The organism is Microbulbifer sp. ABF4_148 (assembly GCF_056158985.1).
Genome location: NZ_JBSWUI010000001.1, coordinates 1,043,831 through 1,060,092 on the forward strand (window position 1 = coordinate 1,043,831; position 16,262 = coordinate 1,060,092).

Consider the following 16,262-nt stretch of genomic DNA (forward strand, 5'->3'; position numbering starts at 1 on the left):
CGGTTGGATGTGGGCGCGGGCTGGTGACGGCCCGGGCGGCGACACTACGATAGGGATTTGCAGGGAGAGCGATCGGTAGAACGGACTCGAGCGTGACAGGATCGTTGGGTCGGGTCGCGCTCAACCGGAGGGTAGTGAGTGTCTATGTGTTGAGCCCTGGTAGGGTTCCTCTTTTGACCTTCCCTGCCCCTTTCGATCGAACCGTCGTATCTGGAGGCAACAATGCATCATGCAGATACTCATCCCCAGCGGAAAATCACCCCCTGGCTCAAACCATTGAGAGTGGGTCTGTTTACCCTGCCGCTGGCGATACTCGGTGGGTGTCAGGATCCCCACAAAAAGTATTCACTCGAGCCGCTGTCCAATGTCACTAACAGTGAAGGCGAGCAGGCGGCGCGACAGGCGGCGCCTTTCGGCGATGCCATGGTTCGCTATCTGAGCGGTGATGCCAGCGACGGCATCTTTATCTTGCGCGTGCTGTTCAACCCGGGCGGGTTCGCGCCGAAAATGGATACGATTGCGGATGTTGAGGCGCTGTTGGTCATACTGCGCGATTATCCGTCTATCCGCGTCATGCTCGAGGGGCATACTGACAGTGAAGGTGAGCCGGAGAAAAACCAGAAACTGTCCCAGTGGCGTGCGGAATGGGTGCGCCAGTTCCTGATTGAGCGCGGTATCGACCCGGAGCGTGTACAGGCGCAGGGCTATGGGGATACCGACCCCATTGCCGATAACAGCACGCCGGAGGGGCAGAAAAAGAATCGCCGGCTCGTGGTGCGTGTGCTGCAGGAAGAGTGATGTCAGTCGTCGGCACACCTGGTGTCGCGCCGCCAGCCAGGGCGGCGTGACCTGTTTCCGGTTTGTGGAAGGCGCGCCGATTCGTTTATCCTCCTTGATCTTGTGTTGTCGTAGCAGCGGTTGGGGGCTGCGATACCGTTTACTTGAAGAAAAAACCCGCATCGACTCGCAGCAAGGAGCCGCCGATGACCCCTCCCGCCCAGCCTCCGCATCAGGAAGCGCATGTTCGGCCGCCCAATACCTATTTTCTGTTTTTTGCCGGTATTGTCCTCTGTTGTATTCCTCTGGTCTTCCTGGTCCAGTTCGGTGACAAGTACGCCGAAGCGCAGTTACCCCTGTCTATTTTGCTTGCCCTCGGTGCCGCACTGATTACTGCCTGTTTTCAGGGGTTCGTGCAGATTTCCTTACCGTATCTGAAAGCCGGCGGGCCGTTGGCCATCATGATTCTCGTGCTGTGGATGGCGAACCCGGATGCGGCTCAGCAGTTCGCACCGGGCGCAACGGCGGATCCTGTTAACCCGGAAGCGCAGGTGACTCCGCCAGCCGGCAATCAGGCCATCGCGCTGCCGACGCAGGTGGCACAGCGTGATGCGTTGCAGCCGATTGCCATCAACGATGCCCAGGACCTGGAACTAGCGGAGGTGGAAAGCCCGCAAACCGGCTGGATTTACCTGGGCCATAAGTCTGCTTTTGGTGGCTGGACCACCAAGCACTTTAGCGGCGGCATGCCGGCGGCGGGCGATATGATAGAGGTGGATTCCCATGTGGGCCGGCCATTGATGAGCCAGTCGCCGAAGCTCGAGGGGTTCCGTTATGATTTTGGTGATGTGCAACACAAGGTGGAGCACGGTGCACAGCTGGAAGTGCATGAAGTGAAGACGGTGGGTCTGGGTAAAGTCTGGGCCCGCGTGACCAAGACGTAGCCACATGGGACGGCTGCCGCCAGGATGGGTTTGACCTGCCCTTAACGGGAGTGCAGACAATAAAAAACGCGGGCTTGCCCGCGTTTTTTATGTGTCGAGTGAAGCGTTACTCGGCCGACCCCAGCTCGAGCGCGCGCAAGATCGTTGCCGTGGGCTCCACCTGGTTCATGGTGTAGAAATGCAGACCGGGTGCCCCGCCCTCAAGCAGGGTTTCGCAGAGGTCGGTAACCACTTCCAGCCCGAGTTTCTTCACATCTTCCGGGTTGCTGAAGCTTTCCATGCGCTGTTGTAGCCAGCGTGGAATCTCGGCGCCACAGTTACGGGAAAACCTGGCCAGGTTGGTGAAGTTGGTAATAGGCATAATGCCCGGATAAATCGGTGCATCGATGCCGGCTTTCTCACACTGGTCGAGGAAATAGAAGTACGCGTCGGGGTTGTAAAAGTACTGGGTCAGCGCGCTGTCAGCACCCGCATCGAACTTGCCCTTCAGGTAGCCGATATCAGCGGTATAGCTTTCCGCTTCCGGATGGATTTCAGGGTACGCGGCCACTTCCAGATGGAAATGGTCACCCGTGTGGCGACGGATAAACGCCACCAGCTCATTGGCATACACCATTTGTGCCACCGCACCCATGCCGGATGGCATATCACCGCGCAATGCGACGATACGGTGAACACCCGCCTCACGATACTGCTTGAGCAGGCGGAGTACGATCTCCTCATTATCGCCACCGAACGACAGGTGCGGCGCAATTGAAATGCCGTCACGGCTCAGGCCGGTAACGATATCGGCAGTTGTTTCGCGGGTGGTGCCGCCGGCACCGTAAGTGACGGAGAAAAACTCAGGCTGGAACGCCTGCAGGGTTTCACGGGTTTTGTGCAGCTTTTCGCGGCCCTCGGGGGTCTTGGGTGGGAAAAACTCGAAGCTGATTCTTGGGGTGTCGGTCATAACGCTGTCATTCCAGTCCCTTGGTCGCCCGGTTCCTGTTCAGGAACCGGGCAAGGGTTCAATTAATACTTGTAGCTTTCGGGCTTGAATGGGCCTGCTACATCAACGCCGATGTAATTGGCCTGGTCTTCGGTCATGCGGGTGATGACGCCGCCGAAACCCTCAACCATATACTGGGCCACTTCCTCATCGAGTTTCTTCGGCAGTACTTTCACGTACAGGGCAGAAACTTTCTGGTCGGCGGGCAGGTCGGCGAACTTCTCCTGGTACAGGTGAATCTGCGCCAGTACCTGGTTGGCGAAAGAGCCGTCCATGATGCGGCTCGGGTGGCCGGTCGCATTGCCCAGGTTGACCAGGCGGCCTTCGGAGAGCAGCAGCAGGTGGTCGTTGCTGGCGGCGTCGCGCACGATCTTGTGGACCTGCGGTTTTATTTCCTGCCATTCCCAGTTCTTGCGCATAAATGCGGTGTCGATTTCGTTATCGAAGTGGCCGATGTTGCACACAACCGCACCATTTTTCAGCGCGGCCAGCATGTGTGCGTCGCACACGTTGACGTTGCCGGTGGTGGTTACCAGCAGGTCGGTCTTGGCCAGCAGCTCGCGGTTGATAGCGGACGCTTCACCGGTATTGATTCCATCGATGTACGGGGAGACCAGTTCAAAACCGTCCATGCAGGCCTGCATGGCACAGATCGGGTCGACTTCAGAAACGCGCACAATCATGCCTTCCTGGCGCAGGGAAGCGGCAGAACCCTTGCCCACATCACCGTAGCCGATGACCAGCGCCTGCTTGCCGGACAGCAGGTGGTCGGTGGCGCGCTTGATGGCGTCGTTCAGGCTGTGGCGACAGCCGTACTTGTTGTCGTTCTTGCTCTTGGTGACGGCGTCGTTGACGTTGATCGCCGGTACCTTGAGGGTGCCTTTCTGCAGCATTTCCTGTAGACGGTGCACGCCGGTGGTGGTCTCTTCGCTGATGCCGTGGCAGGCATCGAGGATTTCCGGGTACTTGCGATGCAGCAGTTCGGTCAGGTCACCGCCGTCATCGAGAATCATGTTCGGTTGCCAGCCGGCAACATCGGCACCCACAGTGCGCTCGAGGCACCACTCGTACTCTTCCTCGGTCTCGCCCTTCCAGGCAAACACCGGGATATCGCGCGCGGCGATCGCAGCGGCCGCGTGGTCCTGGGTGGAGAAAATGTTGCAGGAAGACCAGCGTACCTCGGCACCGAGAGCCACCAGGGTCTCGATCAATACCGCAGTCTGGATGGTCATGTGAATGCAGCCCATGATGCGGGCGTCTTTCAGCGGCTGGTCCGCGTGATACTTTTCACGCAGTGCCATCAGTGCCGGCATTTCGCCTTCGGCAATTTCAATTTCGCGGCGGCCCCAGTCGGCCAGGGCGATGTCGGCCACTTTAAAGTCTTTGAATTCAGTGCTCATCTGGTTCATCTCTTGATCTCTTTTTTGCGACACCCGGTTGTTGTGGGTGCCGCGATAATTCGGTTGCCGGTCCCTGGCGGGCGCGGCAATTAAGCCAGGTCGGCCTGTTGGCGCAGGGCCTCGGCCTTGTCAGTCTTTTCCCACGGGAAGGCGGTAAAGGTTTCGCTGCGCTGTACGCCTTCGCTGTCGGTCCACTCGTAGGTGTGCTCGAAGGGCTCGCGGCCAAAGTGACCGTAGGCCGCAGTCAGCTGATACATCGGATGCAGCAGGTCCAGGGCATTGGAGATTGCATAGGGGCGCAGGTCGAAATTCTCGCGCACCAGTTCGATCAACTTCTCTTCGCTGACCTTGCCGGTACCGAAAGTATCGATCGCGACAGAGGTCGGTTCCGCCACGCCAATGGCATAAGACACCTGAATCTCACAGCGGTCGGCGAGACCTGCCGCCACGATGTTCTTGGCGACATAGCGGCCGGCGTAGGCTGCCGAGCGATCCACCTTGGACGGGTCCTTGCCCGAGAAAGCGCCGCCGCCATGACGGGCGGAGCCACCGTAGGTATCGACAATAATCTTGCGCCCGGTCAGGCCACAGTCGCCCACCGGGCCACCAATCACAAACTTACCGGTCGGGTTGATATGGTACTGGGTGCCCTCGTGCAGCAATTCCGCCGGCAGCACGTGATGCACGATCAGCTCCAGCACGGCCTCGCGCAGGTCTTCCTGGGTAACTTCCGGGTTGTGCTGGGTGGAGAGGACAACGGCGTCGATCGCGGCGGGCTTGCCATGTTCGTCGTAGCGGAAGGTGACCTGGCTCTTGGCATCCGGGCGCAGCCACGGCAGCAGGCCGGACTTGCGCGCCTCTGCCTGACGCTCCACCAGGCGGTGGGCGTAGTACACCGGCGCTGGCATAAAGGTCGGGGTTTCATTGGTGGCATAGCCGAACATCAGGCCCTGGTCGCCAGCGCCCTGGTCTTCCGGCTTGGCCCGGTCCACGCCCTGAGCGATATCCACCGACTGTTTGCCAATCACGTTGAGTACGCCACAGGTATCACCGTCGTAGCCCACCTCGGAAGAGGTGTAGCCGATATCGGTGATCACCTTGCGTACCAGGTCTTCCAGGTCCACCCAGGCGCTGGTGCTGATTTCACCGGCAATGACTGCGATGCCGGTCTTCACCAGGGTTTCGCAGGCCACGCGGGCATGCTTGTCGCGGGCGAGCAGTGCATCCAGTACCGCGTCGGAAATCTGGTCGGCGATTTTGTCCGGGTGACCTTCTGATACGGACTCAGAGGTAAACAGTCTGTATTCACTCATGTGAAACTCTCCTTTGAAGCCGCTCCCGCGGCGCAATTGTTCCTGGCTGTTACGCCCGGGCAGATCGATGGGATTGCCCGAAATCTAAAAGAAAAATCAGCGGCGGTTGGCCGGCTTGGTAAATTCGCGAATCTGGATCTGGAAGCCATTGCGCAGTGCGCTGTAGACGCTGCGGCCATCTTCCAGGCCGGCATCTTCGGCCCAGCGCTGCAGCTGTTCCGGCGAGAAGCCGAGCCATAAGTCGCCACAGGCTTCGCGTGCCCAGTCCTGCTGGTGTTGCTGCAGCTCGGCAATCAGCAGTTGTCCGCCCGGGCGCAAAGCCTGCGCCAGGTCGCGGAATATCTGTTCGGGCTCGGGGGTATGGTGCAGGACCATATTCACCACAATGGCGTCGGCGCCCTCCGCGCGCTCAGCCGCCACGCGGGTATCGCCGCAGGCAAACTCGATGTTCTTCAGGCCCTGGCGCTGCGAGAACTCGCGTGCCCGTTCCAGCATGGTGCTGGAAAGATCCAGCGCCACAACCATGTCGAAAACCGGGGCCAGTTCGGCGAGGAACTCTCCCTCACCTGGGCCCACTTCCAGGGCGGACTTCCCCGGATTCAGCAATTGGGCTACCTGGGGGCCATAAACGTCATAGCCGGCAATCAGTTCCTGCTGCTCGCGGAAACGGTTGCCGTAATCGGCAAAAAAGCGCTTGGAGGCTTCGGCGCGCTCCTGGCTCACGGCGGCGATGGTCTCTGCACGACCTTCCGACAGCGGCAGCTGGTCGAGGCTGGTGAACAGCCCGCGCAGTGCCTGGCCGCCGCCGTTGCGCCGGTAAAACAGGTTGTTGCCCTCGCGGCGTTTGCTCACCAGGCCGGCCTGGGCCAATACCTTGAGGTGGTGGCTGAGCGCCGGTTGACGCAGGTCAAAGATGCGGCACAGCTCCAGCACACTGTAGGAGTCCTGGCTCAGCAGGCGCAGGATCTCCAGACGCAGGGGGTCGCCCGCGGCCTTGAGAGTGGCGGCGAGTCCGGCAATGCCCTCTTCGGCGAGGGTGGTGGTTTCCTGATCCTGCGTTGACATGGCGGGCAGTCTAGCAGTTGTCAGTGCAATATCAAAATATTTTGATATAGTCGTGTAAAGATTTTTGGGTGGGGTTGTACTGAATTTGCACTTGATCGCCCGCGAGTAAAATAGTTGTCGTGAATAGTGGATTTCAGCCCGACGCCCTTTGCGTGAGAGCGCGTGATACGGGAAAATACGCCTCCTTTTGAAGACAGCCCATCCGCAGTGGGCCGTTTCCCCGAGACCCGGCCTGAACCGAGTCAATAAACCGAGCCTAGAGAGCAGAGCGCTATGACTTCTCCTAACCCGTCCCGCACCGAGCTGGCCAATGCCGTTCGAGCCCTGTCCATGGATGCCGTGCAAAAAGCCAATAGTGGCCACCCCGGCGCCCCCATGGGGATGGCCGATATCGCCGAGGTGCTGTGGAACGACTATCTGAAGCACAATCCGGCCAACCCGAACTGGGCCGACCGTGACCGCTTCGTCCTGTCCAATGGTCACGGCTCCATGCTGCTCTATTCTCTGCTCCACCTGACCGGCTATGACCTGCCGATCGAAGAGCTGCAGAACTTCCGCCAGATGCACTCCAAGACGCCGGGCCACCCGGAGTACGGTTACGCCCCGGGTGTGGAGACCACCACCGGCCCGCTGGGCCAGGGCATTACCAATGCTGTTGGTTTTGCCGTTGCAGAAAAGGTGCTCGCCGCGCAGTTCAATCGCCCCGGCTACGAGCTGGTGGACCACAACACTTACTGCTTCCTCGGCGATGGCTGCCTGATGGAAGGCATCTCCCACGAGGCCTGCTCCCTCGCGGGCACGCTCGGTCTGGGTAAGTTGATTGCGTTCTACGACGACAATGGCATTTCCATTGACGGTGAAGTTGAGGGCTGGTTTACCGACGATACCCCCAAGCGCTTCGAATCCTATGGTTGGCATGTGATTCCCGCGGTGGATGGGCACGATCCGGTCGCCATCAAGGCGGCCATCGAAGCGGCCCGCGCCGAGACTGACAAGCCGACGCTGATTTGCTGCAAGACCGTGATTGGTTTCGGTTCCCCGAACAAGCAGGGTCGCGAAGAGTGCCACGGTGCTCCGCTGGGGCACGATGAAATCGCGCTGGTGCGCGAGAACCTGGGCTGGTCGCATGAGCCTTTCCAGGTCCCCGATGCGCACTACGCGGGCTGGGACGCGAAAGCCAAAGGCGCCGAACAGGAAGACGAGTGGAACGATATTTTTGCCGACTACGCGGAAGCGTTCCCCGAAGAAGCGGCCGAGTTCACCCGTCGTATGCAGGGTGACCTGCCGGCAGACTTCTCCGAAAAAGCCGCCGAATACATCAAGGAGTGCCAGGAAAAGGGTGAGAAAATTGCCTCGCGCAAGGCCAGCCAGAATGCGCTGAACGCCTTCGGCCCGCTGCTGCCGGAATTCCTCGGCGGCTCTGCCGACCTGGCCGGTTCCAACCTCACCCTGTGGTCTGGCTGCAAGGGTATTACCGCGGACGACGCATCCGGCAACTATCTCTACTACGGTGTGCGTGAATTCGGTATGAGCGCCATCATGAATGGCGTTGCCCTGCACGGTGGCTTCGTGCCCTACGGTGCGACCTTCCTGATGTTTATGGAATATGCCCGCAACGCGGTGCGCATGGCCGCACTGATGAAGCAGCGCGTTATCTTTGTCTATACCCACGACTCTATTGGTCTGGGTGAAGACGGCCCGACTCACCAGCCGGTCGAGCAGCTGGCGGCCCTGCGCTCCACGCCTAACCTGCACACCTGGCGCCCCTGTGATGCCACCGAGTCTGCGGTTGCCTGGAAAGCTGCGATCGAACGCAAAGACGGTCCGGCGTCACTGGTATTCTCCCGCCAGGGCCTGCAGCCGCAACCGCGCACTGAAGCACAGCTCGCTGACGTGGCAAAAGGCGGCTACATCCTGTCTGACTGTGACGGCACACCGGAGGCGATCATTATTGCCACTGGCTCCGAGGTCGAGCTGGCCACAGAAGCCCAGCGCCTGCTGAGCAACCGCAAGATCCGTGTGGTTTCTATGCCCTGTGCCGAGGCCTTTATGGAGCAGGACGCTGCCTATCGTGAGGCGGTATTACCCGCTGCGGTGCGCAAGCGTGTTGCTGTTGAAGCTTCGCATCAGGACTACTGGTACAAGTTCGTCGGCTTTGATGGGGCCATCATTGGCATGAGCAGCTTCGGCGAATCTGCGCCCGGTGGCGAGCTGATGAAGCACTTCGGCTTTACCGTCGACAATGTTGTGGAAACCGTCGAGAAGCTACTGTAAAGCACTCCGGTGTAGCCTTACGAAAGCCCCGGTGAAACCGGGGCTTTTTGTTTTCATTGGTCCCGTCAATATGCCCTGTCGCCGTATACCACTTGTTCCGCGCGCAGATCATAACCAGTGCTAGAATGCTGCACCCAGGAAGTTGACGGTATCGCTGTTCGAGGCCGCGAAAATTATGCCCACCAGAATTGCTATCAATGGCTATGGCCGTATCGGTCGCTCCGTGCTGCGCGCTCTGTATGAAACCGGCGCCCGTGATCATCTGCAAATTGTGGCTATCAACGAGCTCGCGGACTGCGCCACCATTGCCCATCTCACCAAGTACGATTCCGTACATGGTCGTTTTGGCGGTGAAGTATCAGTAAAAGACGACACCTTACTGGTCAATGGTGACGCGATTGCGGTCACCCATCACGAACAGCTCGAGGCGCTTGACTGGCGCGCCAACCAGGCGGATATCGTGCTCGAGTGTACCGGGAGCTTTGCGGAGCGCGCCCGCGCTGAGCTTCACCTGCACGCGGGCGCTACGAAGGTACTGTTTTCTCAGCCGGCCAGTCGCGATGTGGATGCAACCATCGTGTACGGAGTGAATGATGGCGTGCTGGATGGGTCAGAGTCGATCGTGTCGGCAGCATCATGCACCACCAACTGCAGCGTGCCGGTGATTGCGGCTTTGGATAAGGCCTTTGGTATCGATGCCGGGGTGATTACGACAATTCATTCGGCCATGAATGATCAGCCGGTTAGCGACGCCTATCACCACACGGACCTGCGCAAGACCCGCAGTGCGGTCACTTCCATTATTCCTGTTGATACGGGCCTTGCCCGTGGCATCGAGCGTATCTTGCCAAGCCTGGCGGGGCGTTTTGAAGCGCAGGCCATGCGGGTGCCCACCGTCAATGTATCCGCGATTGACCTGTCCGTGCAATTACACCGCGACGTTACCCAGTCAGAAGTGAATGCCGTCTTGAGCGCTGCTGCGCAGAACGATTTTAAAGGTGTGCTCGGCTACACCGAGGAGCCTCTTGCGTCTTGTGACTATATTCACGACCCGCGCTCGGGCATTGTCGACGCCAGTCAGACGCGGGTGGCGGGCGGCAAGCTGGTCAAGATCCTGATCTGGTTCGATAACGAATGGGGTTTTGCCAACCGAATGCTGGATGTTGTCCAGGTGATGGGGCGCTAGCAGGCGCCTTTTCTATAAGGTCGGTCGGCGCCGGCACCCGGCCATAAACTTCGCGCCAGCCTGTTTTTTTGCGTGTGACGGGACGGGCGCCCAATCCTGTTGCAAACCCTTCTCCCACTTCTATATTCACCCCAACGGCTTTGTCTCTTCGGGTGGATCGTTATGCCATTCTCTGTGTTGAACTCTCTATTGCTGGGGTTGATGTGCGCCTTGCTGGGCGCCGCCGTGGCTGCGGAACCCATTATTCATGATGCGGAACACTATATCCTGGAAGCACAGTTTGGAGAGAAATGGCAACAGGAAGACGAGCAGCTGAATACCCGTCTGGCTGAACTGAAGCGCCAGCACGGGCGGCCGCCGAATATCATTCATATCATGTGGGACGATACCGCACTGGGCGAGGTGGGGATTCCCGCGATCCAGCGCGTGCGGGGTTTTGAGACGCCCAACATCAACCAGATGGCCAATGACGGCATCAATTTTATGCGGATGTACACCGAGCCAGCCTGTACGCCGACGCGCGCGGCTTTCCAGACTGGACGTTATGCCGTACGCAGCGGTATGCATACGGTGTCGTTCCCGGTCGAATACTCCGGCATGGATAGTGGTGAAGTGACGATCGCAGAAGTGCTGGGGAAAGCTGGCTATAACACGGCTTTTTTTGGCAAGTGGCATCTTGGCGATACGGAATTCAGTTATGCCCATAAGCAGGGCTATGACGAAGCGCTCTTCACGCCGTATAACCAGGTGCCCAGTATGTGGATTCCGCAAGCTGAGGTGGCCAATATCATCACAGGTATGTTTCCGGAGCTGCATGGTGAAGACCCGTATGACCTGGACCAGTCGCATCAGCCCCGTGGGGTTGTGTGGACTATTGAAGGGACTAAAAATGGCCCGAGTCGGGAGTGGGGGCCGCCACCGGATATCAAAAACTACTGGGATATAGAAACTGAGTCACAGAGTCGGACGCTCGCCTTTATCGACAAAAGCGTGGCAGAGAAAAAGCCGTTTTTTATTTCCTATCAGCCTATTGCCACGGCCTTCTTTCCTGATCCCCGGGAGGCAAAGCGGATTACCGCCAATAAAAATGTCATGGCCGAGGCGCTGGTTAAAATTGATGCGTTTATGGGCCGGCTATTTACGCATCTGAAGCAGCAGGGCATAGCGGAAAATACGCTGGTGATCGTAATGGCGGACAATGGTCCTTTTATTCATCACGGGCCACGGGGCATGGTGGAGACTCTGTATCGCGGCGGTAAGGGGGATTTTACGGAAGGGGGGGTGCGGGTGCCGATGTTGGCGACCTGGCCCGGCGTCATCAAGCCGGGACAAATTGTCGGCGATATCCTGCATGTCACCGATCTGTATACCACGTTCGCCAACCTGGCCGGTGCCAAACAATATATTCCGCGCGATCGCATTATTGACGGTATTGACCAGACCGCACTATTCCTGAATGGCGACGGCTACAGCCGACGTGACTATGTGATGATTTATCAGGGCCCTCATCTCGCTGCCGGCGTGAAAGGCCGGTTCAAGCGCGACTGGAAAAACGCCGAACCGGGTCTGTCCAAAAACGAGTTCTATGACCTGTTTACCGATCCCCGGGAAATGCACGGCGAGATGATTGAGCAGTTCCACGTGAAAAGTATGTTCAATCGCCAGCGTCAGCGTCACGAGCTGTGGATCAAGAAGTATCCCAACCGTCCCGACGCGACGCCGGGGCCTGCCCTGACCGGGCTGGAGAATGTCCGGCCCGAAACCATAAAAATTTATACTGCGCCGGTGGACAAGAAAAATCTGCCGTTTGATCCGCAGGAGGTCAGCAAGCAGCCCTTGCCATTTACCGAGAGTGATCTTTAGGCCGTACGCCTGCACAGGGTAATTTGCCGATGCCGCATTGCGCCGGTTGGGCTTTCAGTGTCTTATGCGCGGTATGAAGATTACCCTGCTGACTCATCGCCGCGAGCTCGACAAGCCCAATAACACCGGCCAGCTGGTGCTGGCGATGCAGGAGGCGCAGGTCGAGCGTGTGCTCTGGGAGCGCACCAATCCCGATCCGGAGCTCGTGCAGGCCTTCCAGTTCACTTCGACCGCCCTGGTATATCCCGCCCCCGATGCGGTTTGCGCGGACATCGCTGAGATCGAACACTTTGTGTTGCTTGATGCCACCTGGCAGGAGGCGCGCAAGATGTATAACCGCAGTCCCTACCTGCACACCGCCCGCAAAGTATTGCTGCAACCTGTCCGTGCCTCTGAATTTGTCCGCCGACGCAATCAGGTGGCGGGTGGCCTGTGCACTGCCGAGAGCGTCGCGCTGATTCTCCGGGAGAAGGGGTGCAGTGATGCTGCGGAATCCCTGGAGCAGGCATTCGCGCTATTCAATTCCCTCCGCTGACTCGCGCGGTCCGGTCTTGCGGGGATCTGCCCTGGCCCCTTTGGTCGGAACTTTGTCGCGCGGGAACGGGGATTCAGAGGCTTTTGCTCTCCAACCGCGGGTTCAGCGCCATTGTGGCTTCGCGCCATGCCGCGTCGCTGGTACTCTTGGCGCATTCGTGTTGCGGTGTCCACGCCGCAGCACTGGCTTGATAATTGCCTTGATCCCATAACAATCGACCACCCACCATAAAGCAGGGGGCTATATGTCAATTCGCCAGGGGCTTTGTACCCTTTTGATTGTGTTGTTCAGCGTGGCTGCGCACGCGGGCAGCATTGCCGACTACACCAGCGGTATGCAGAAGCAAACCGGCTTTTATGATTTCTACTGGGATGACGCCAGTGGCAAAATCCTGCTGGAAGTGGATCAGTACGAACGCGAGTTCCTGCTGCTCAGTGGCCTGCCCCAGGGGCTGGGATCCAACCCGGTCGGACTGGATCGCAATCAGGCCGGAGACAACCGGGTGGTTCAGTTCGAGCGTGTGGGTAACAAGGTGCTGTTGCACCAGCTGAACCTGAAGTATCGCGCCGAGTCCGACAACGCGGCGGAGCGTCAGGCGGTGCGGGAAGCGTTTGCCTCTTCCGTGCTGTGGGGCTTTGAAGCGGTTGCCCGGGACGGGGATCGTCTGCTGATCGACTTTACCCCGTTTCTGTTGAGCGACCAGCATGGCATTGCCGCGCGCCTGCAGGCGACCGAGCAGGGCAGTTACAGCATCGACAAATCCAAGTCGGCGGTGTACCTGCCGCGAACCAGGAACTTCCCCAACAACAGTGAATTCGAAGTCCAGTTGACCCTGACCGGCAGCAAGCCGGGTAACTACCTGCGCGAAGTCGTGCCGACCCCTACCCTGGTCTCCCTGCGCCAGCATATTTCCCTGGTTGCGCTGCCGGATACGGGTTACCAGCCGCGTGCTTTCCACAGCCGCAGTGGTTATTTCCCTCTGGTGTTTCGTGACTACGCCACGGCTATTGACGAGCCGCTGGATCAACGGTTGATCTACCGCCATCGCCTGGAGAAGCAGGCCGGCAGCAACAAGGTTGTCGAGCCTATTGTTTACTACGTGGATCCGGGTGTACCGGAGCCGGTGCGCAGCGCGTTGCTGGATGGTGCCCGCTGGTGGGAGCAGGCATTTGCCGCTGCCGGTTTTGAAGATGCGTATCGGGTGGAGCTGCTGCCTGCGGATGCGGATCCGATGGATGTGCGTTACAACGTGATCAGCTGGGTGCATCGCTCTACGCGCGGCTGGTCTTATGGAGGATCCATTGTCGATCCACGCACTGGTGAAATCATCAAGGGAAATGTCACCCTCGGTTCGCTGCGTGTGCGCCAGGACTTCCTGATTGCCCAGGGACTTCTGCAGCCGTTTGGTGAGGAGACGGTGGATACCTCTGCGCTGGAAGCTCTGGCTCTGGCACGTATCCGGCAACTGAGCGCGCATGAGGTGGGCCATACCCTCGGCATCGCGCATAACTTTATTGCCAGCACAAAAGACCGCGCTTCCGTGATGGATTATCCGGCACCGCTGGTGAGTCTCGCCAATAGTACGCTGCATCCCGAGCAGGCCTATGCCACCGGTATGGGAGAGTGGGACAAGCTCGCCGTGCGTTATGGCTATGGCATTGCCGGTGAGGAAGGTGAGGAACAGTTCCTGGCGTCGGTGATCAACGAAGCCGAAGAGCGCGGTATCCGCTTTATTTCCGATCCCGACTCGCGCCAGATTCTCCATGCCCACGCCGGCTCGCATTTGTGGGACAACGGCGCAGAGCCGCTGGCGGAATTTGCGCGCATGGTAGAGCTGCGCCAGTTTGCCCTCGAGCGCTTCTCGCAAAATGCGCTTGCCCCGGAAGCACCGCGGTCTGACCTTGAAGAAGTCCTGGTGCCTGTCTATTACGGCCACCGCTACCAGGCGGAAGCCGTGGGTAAACTGATCGGCGGCCTGGATTATGACTACCTGTATAACGGCGAGGCGGGTGCCAGTTACACCGTGGTGCCAGCGGGTCGCCAGCAGCAGGCGATTGAGGCCCTGTTGGCGACACTGGAGCCGGGATTCCTGACCCTGCCGGAATCGGTCCTGAATCTGATGGCGCCAAAGGCCTACGGGTACCGTCGCAGCCGGGAAAGCTTCCCGTCCAATACCGGCGTCGCATTTGATGCGGTATCAGCCGGTGAGGCAGCGGCAAATCACACGCTGTCGATTTTGCTCGAGCCGGGTCGTGCCGCGCGTCTGGATGAGCAGTCTGCACGTCGTGGTGACAAGCCGGGTTTTGCCAGCGTGCTCGACAGTCTCACGGATATGGCTCTGGGGCGCGTGCGCTATGAGGGGCTGGAGGCCTCCGTGCACCAGCGAGTAAACCATGTCTATGTACAGCGACTGATGTTGCTGGCGGCCGACCAGAAAGCCGCGGAGTCCGTGCGGGCGAAAGCCAATATGCAGCTGGCGCGTATCCAGCAGGAGATTGGGGCAATGCGCCTGTTCGGGCGTGACCCCCAGGGCTACAACGCACACTACTATCATCAGGCACAGCGCATTGCGGCGTTCCTGTCGGGCGACTATGCCCCGACGGCTGACGAACTCAAGTCGATGCCGCCGGGGTCACCGATCTAAGGGTGCCGAACACTGCAAAAGGACTGGCTACGGCCGGTCCTTTTTTTTGGCAAGTGTGGTTTGTTCAGTGACGTTCGATCAGTGTCGCAACGCCGACGCCGGCACCGCCACAAATGGCGACCAGTCCGCGCTGCAGGTCTCTTCTCTCCAGCTCGTCCAGTAGTGTGCCAATGAGGATGCCGCCGGTCGCGCCCAGCGGGTGTCCGAGGGCAATGGCACCGCCATTCACATTCAACTGCTCGAACGCGATGTCAAAGTGCTGTCGAAATTTCAGCACACTCGCCGCGAAAGATTCATTGATTTCCCACAGGTCGATATCGCGGGTGGTCAGGCTGGTGGCACGCAGCAGCTTTTCCGTGGCCCGCAGGTGGCCGGTGAGCATCTGCACCGGTTCGTCGCTGGCGCTGGCAAAGTGCCACACTCTGGCGCGGGGCTTGAGTCCGAGTGTCGCACAGGCGTCGCCGCTGGCGAGGAGCACCAGTGAGGCACCGTCAACCAGGGCCGGCGAGTTACCGGCGGTATGCCGGCAGTCGAGTTGGGTGCCCGGGTAATGCCGGTCCACCAGTTTCTGACCGAGCGGCGCGGCTGCGCTAAAGCTTGCTGGCAGGGCAGACAGTTTCTCCATACTGGTAGCGCGTACGCTGTTGTCGGCGGACAGAATCGCGCCGCCGGCGGCATCGGCCAGCGGTATGAGCGAGTCGCGGAAATGGCCGGCCTGGCTGGCTTCTGCCGCGCGCTGCTGGGACTGCAGGGCGACTTCATCGAGCTGGCTGCGGCTGTATCCTTCACGATTGGCGATGAGGTCGGCAGACAGGCCCATATGCATGAACCGTGTTGCCCGCATGACCTCCTTGTCGGAGTACCAGGGGCCCTGGTCGGAAAACATGGGTGCGCGACTGAGGTGCTCGACGCCGCCCGCCACCATGACGGATGCGGTGTTGGCGGCAATCTGTGCGGCGGCATTGTTGACTGCATCCAGACCGGAACAGCAAAAGCGGCTGATCGTGGCTGCCGGGACACTGTCGGGCCAGTCTGCGAACATGGTCGCCATTTTGGCGATGTTGGAACCCTGCTCGCCGCTCTGGGTGGAGCAACCCAGCAACACATCGTCGACATGTCGCGGGTCGAGGGCATTGCGCTCCGCCAGTGCGTGGAACAGTGGCGCGAGCAGGGCAACAGGTTTGACGGTTGCGTACGCGCCGTTTTCTGCGTGGCTGCGGGCGCGGGGGATACGCACAGTATCGATAATATTGGCGTGCGTCATAGGGATCTC

General features: G+C 59.5%; 12 protein-coding genes. 7 read left to right on the plus strand and 5 right to left on the minus strand.

Going from position 1 to position 16,262, the window contains the following annotated elements; all coding sequences use genetic code 11:
- The first annotated feature begins 222 nt into the window (after positions 1-222).
- Positions 223-798: an OmpA family protein gene (locus ACXAD0_RS04575; RefSeq protein ID WP_475087174.1), complete on the plus strand. Its 576-nt coding sequence runs from the start codon at positions 223-225 to the stop codon at positions 796-798.
- A 185-nt stretch (positions 799-983) separates the two neighbouring features.
- Entirely contained in the window at positions 984-1,721 is a 738-nt protein-coding gene (locus ACXAD0_RS04580) for a hypothetical protein (RefSeq protein ID WP_475087175.1), read from the plus strand.
- A 106-nt stretch (positions 1,722-1,827) separates the two neighbouring features.
- On the opposite strand, the gene metF is transcribed toward ACXAD0_RS04580, so the two are convergent.
- The 4 genes from metF to ACXAD0_RS04600 form a co-directional block, all read right to left on the minus strand.
- Complete coding sequence (gene metF, locus ACXAD0_RS04585; RefSeq protein WP_475087176.1) at positions 1,828-2,670, minus strand: methylenetetrahydrofolate reductase [NAD(P)H]; 843 nt, start codon at positions 2,668-2,670, stop codon at positions 1,828-1,830.
- A gap of 62 nt (positions 2,671-2,732) precedes the next feature.
- Positions 2,733-4,109 carry an adenosylhomocysteinase gene (ahcY, locus tag ACXAD0_RS04590; protein ID WP_475087177.1) on the minus strand — a complete coding sequence of 459 codons (1,377 nt, stop codon included), beginning with the start codon at positions 4,107-4,109 and terminating at the stop codon, positions 2,733-2,735.
- 89 nt (positions 4,110-4,198) lie between these two features.
- Entirely contained in the window at positions 4,199-5,422 is a 1,224-nt protein-coding gene (gene metK / locus ACXAD0_RS04595; protein ID WP_475087178.1) for a methionine adenosyltransferase, read from the minus strand.
- 96 nt (positions 5,423-5,518) lie between these two features.
- Positions 5,519-6,487 carry a metalloregulator ArsR/SmtB family transcription factor gene (locus ACXAD0_RS04600; RefSeq protein ID WP_475087179.1) on the minus strand — a complete coding sequence of 323 codons (969 nt, stop codon included), beginning with the start codon at positions 6,485-6,487 and terminating at the stop codon, positions 5,519-5,521.
- A gap of 273 nt (positions 6,488-6,760) precedes the next feature.
- Between ACXAD0_RS04600 and tkt the strand changes: the two genes are divergently transcribed.
- The 5 genes from tkt to ACXAD0_RS04625 all read left to right on the plus strand — a co-directional run bounded on the left by tkt (position 6,761) and on the right by ACXAD0_RS04625 (position 14,989).
- A complete protein-coding gene (tkt, locus tag ACXAD0_RS04605) occupies positions 6,761-8,761 on the plus strand; it encodes a transketolase (RefSeq protein ID WP_475087180.1) in 2,001 nt (666 codons plus the stop codon).
- Positions 8,762-8,936: 175 nt separating this feature from the next.
- Positions 8,937-9,947: a type I glyceraldehyde-3-phosphate dehydrogenase gene (gap, locus tag ACXAD0_RS04610; RefSeq protein WP_475087181.1), complete on the plus strand. Its 1,011-nt coding sequence runs from the start codon at positions 8,937-8,939 to the stop codon at positions 9,945-9,947.
- Positions 9,948-10,109: 162 nt separating this feature from the next.
- Positions 10,110-11,810 carry a sulfatase-like hydrolase/transferase gene (locus ACXAD0_RS04615; protein WP_475087182.1) on the plus strand — a complete coding sequence of 567 codons (1,701 nt, stop codon included), beginning with the start codon at positions 10,110-10,112 and terminating at the stop codon, positions 11,808-11,810.
- 73 nt (positions 11,811-11,883) lie between these two features.
- Entirely contained in the window at positions 11,884-12,345 is a 462-nt protein-coding gene (locus tag ACXAD0_RS04620; protein WP_475087183.1) for a tRNA-uridine aminocarboxypropyltransferase, read from the plus strand.
- A gap of 244 nt (positions 12,346-12,589) precedes the next feature.
- The gene (locus tag ACXAD0_RS04625) at positions 12,590-14,989 is read left to right on the plus strand and encodes a zinc-dependent metalloprotease (protein ID WP_475087184.1); all 2,400 of its coding nucleotides are present in this window, start codon (positions 12,590-12,592) and stop codon (positions 14,987-14,989) included.
- A gap of 64 nt (positions 14,990-15,053) precedes the next feature.
- Here ACXAD0_RS04625 and ACXAD0_RS04630 read toward each other — a convergent pair whose 3' ends face one another.
- Entirely contained in the window at positions 15,054-16,253 is a 1,200-nt protein-coding gene (locus ACXAD0_RS04630) for an acetyl-CoA C-acyltransferase (protein ID WP_475087185.1), read from the minus strand.
- Positions 16,254-16,262 lie beyond the last annotated feature (9 nt).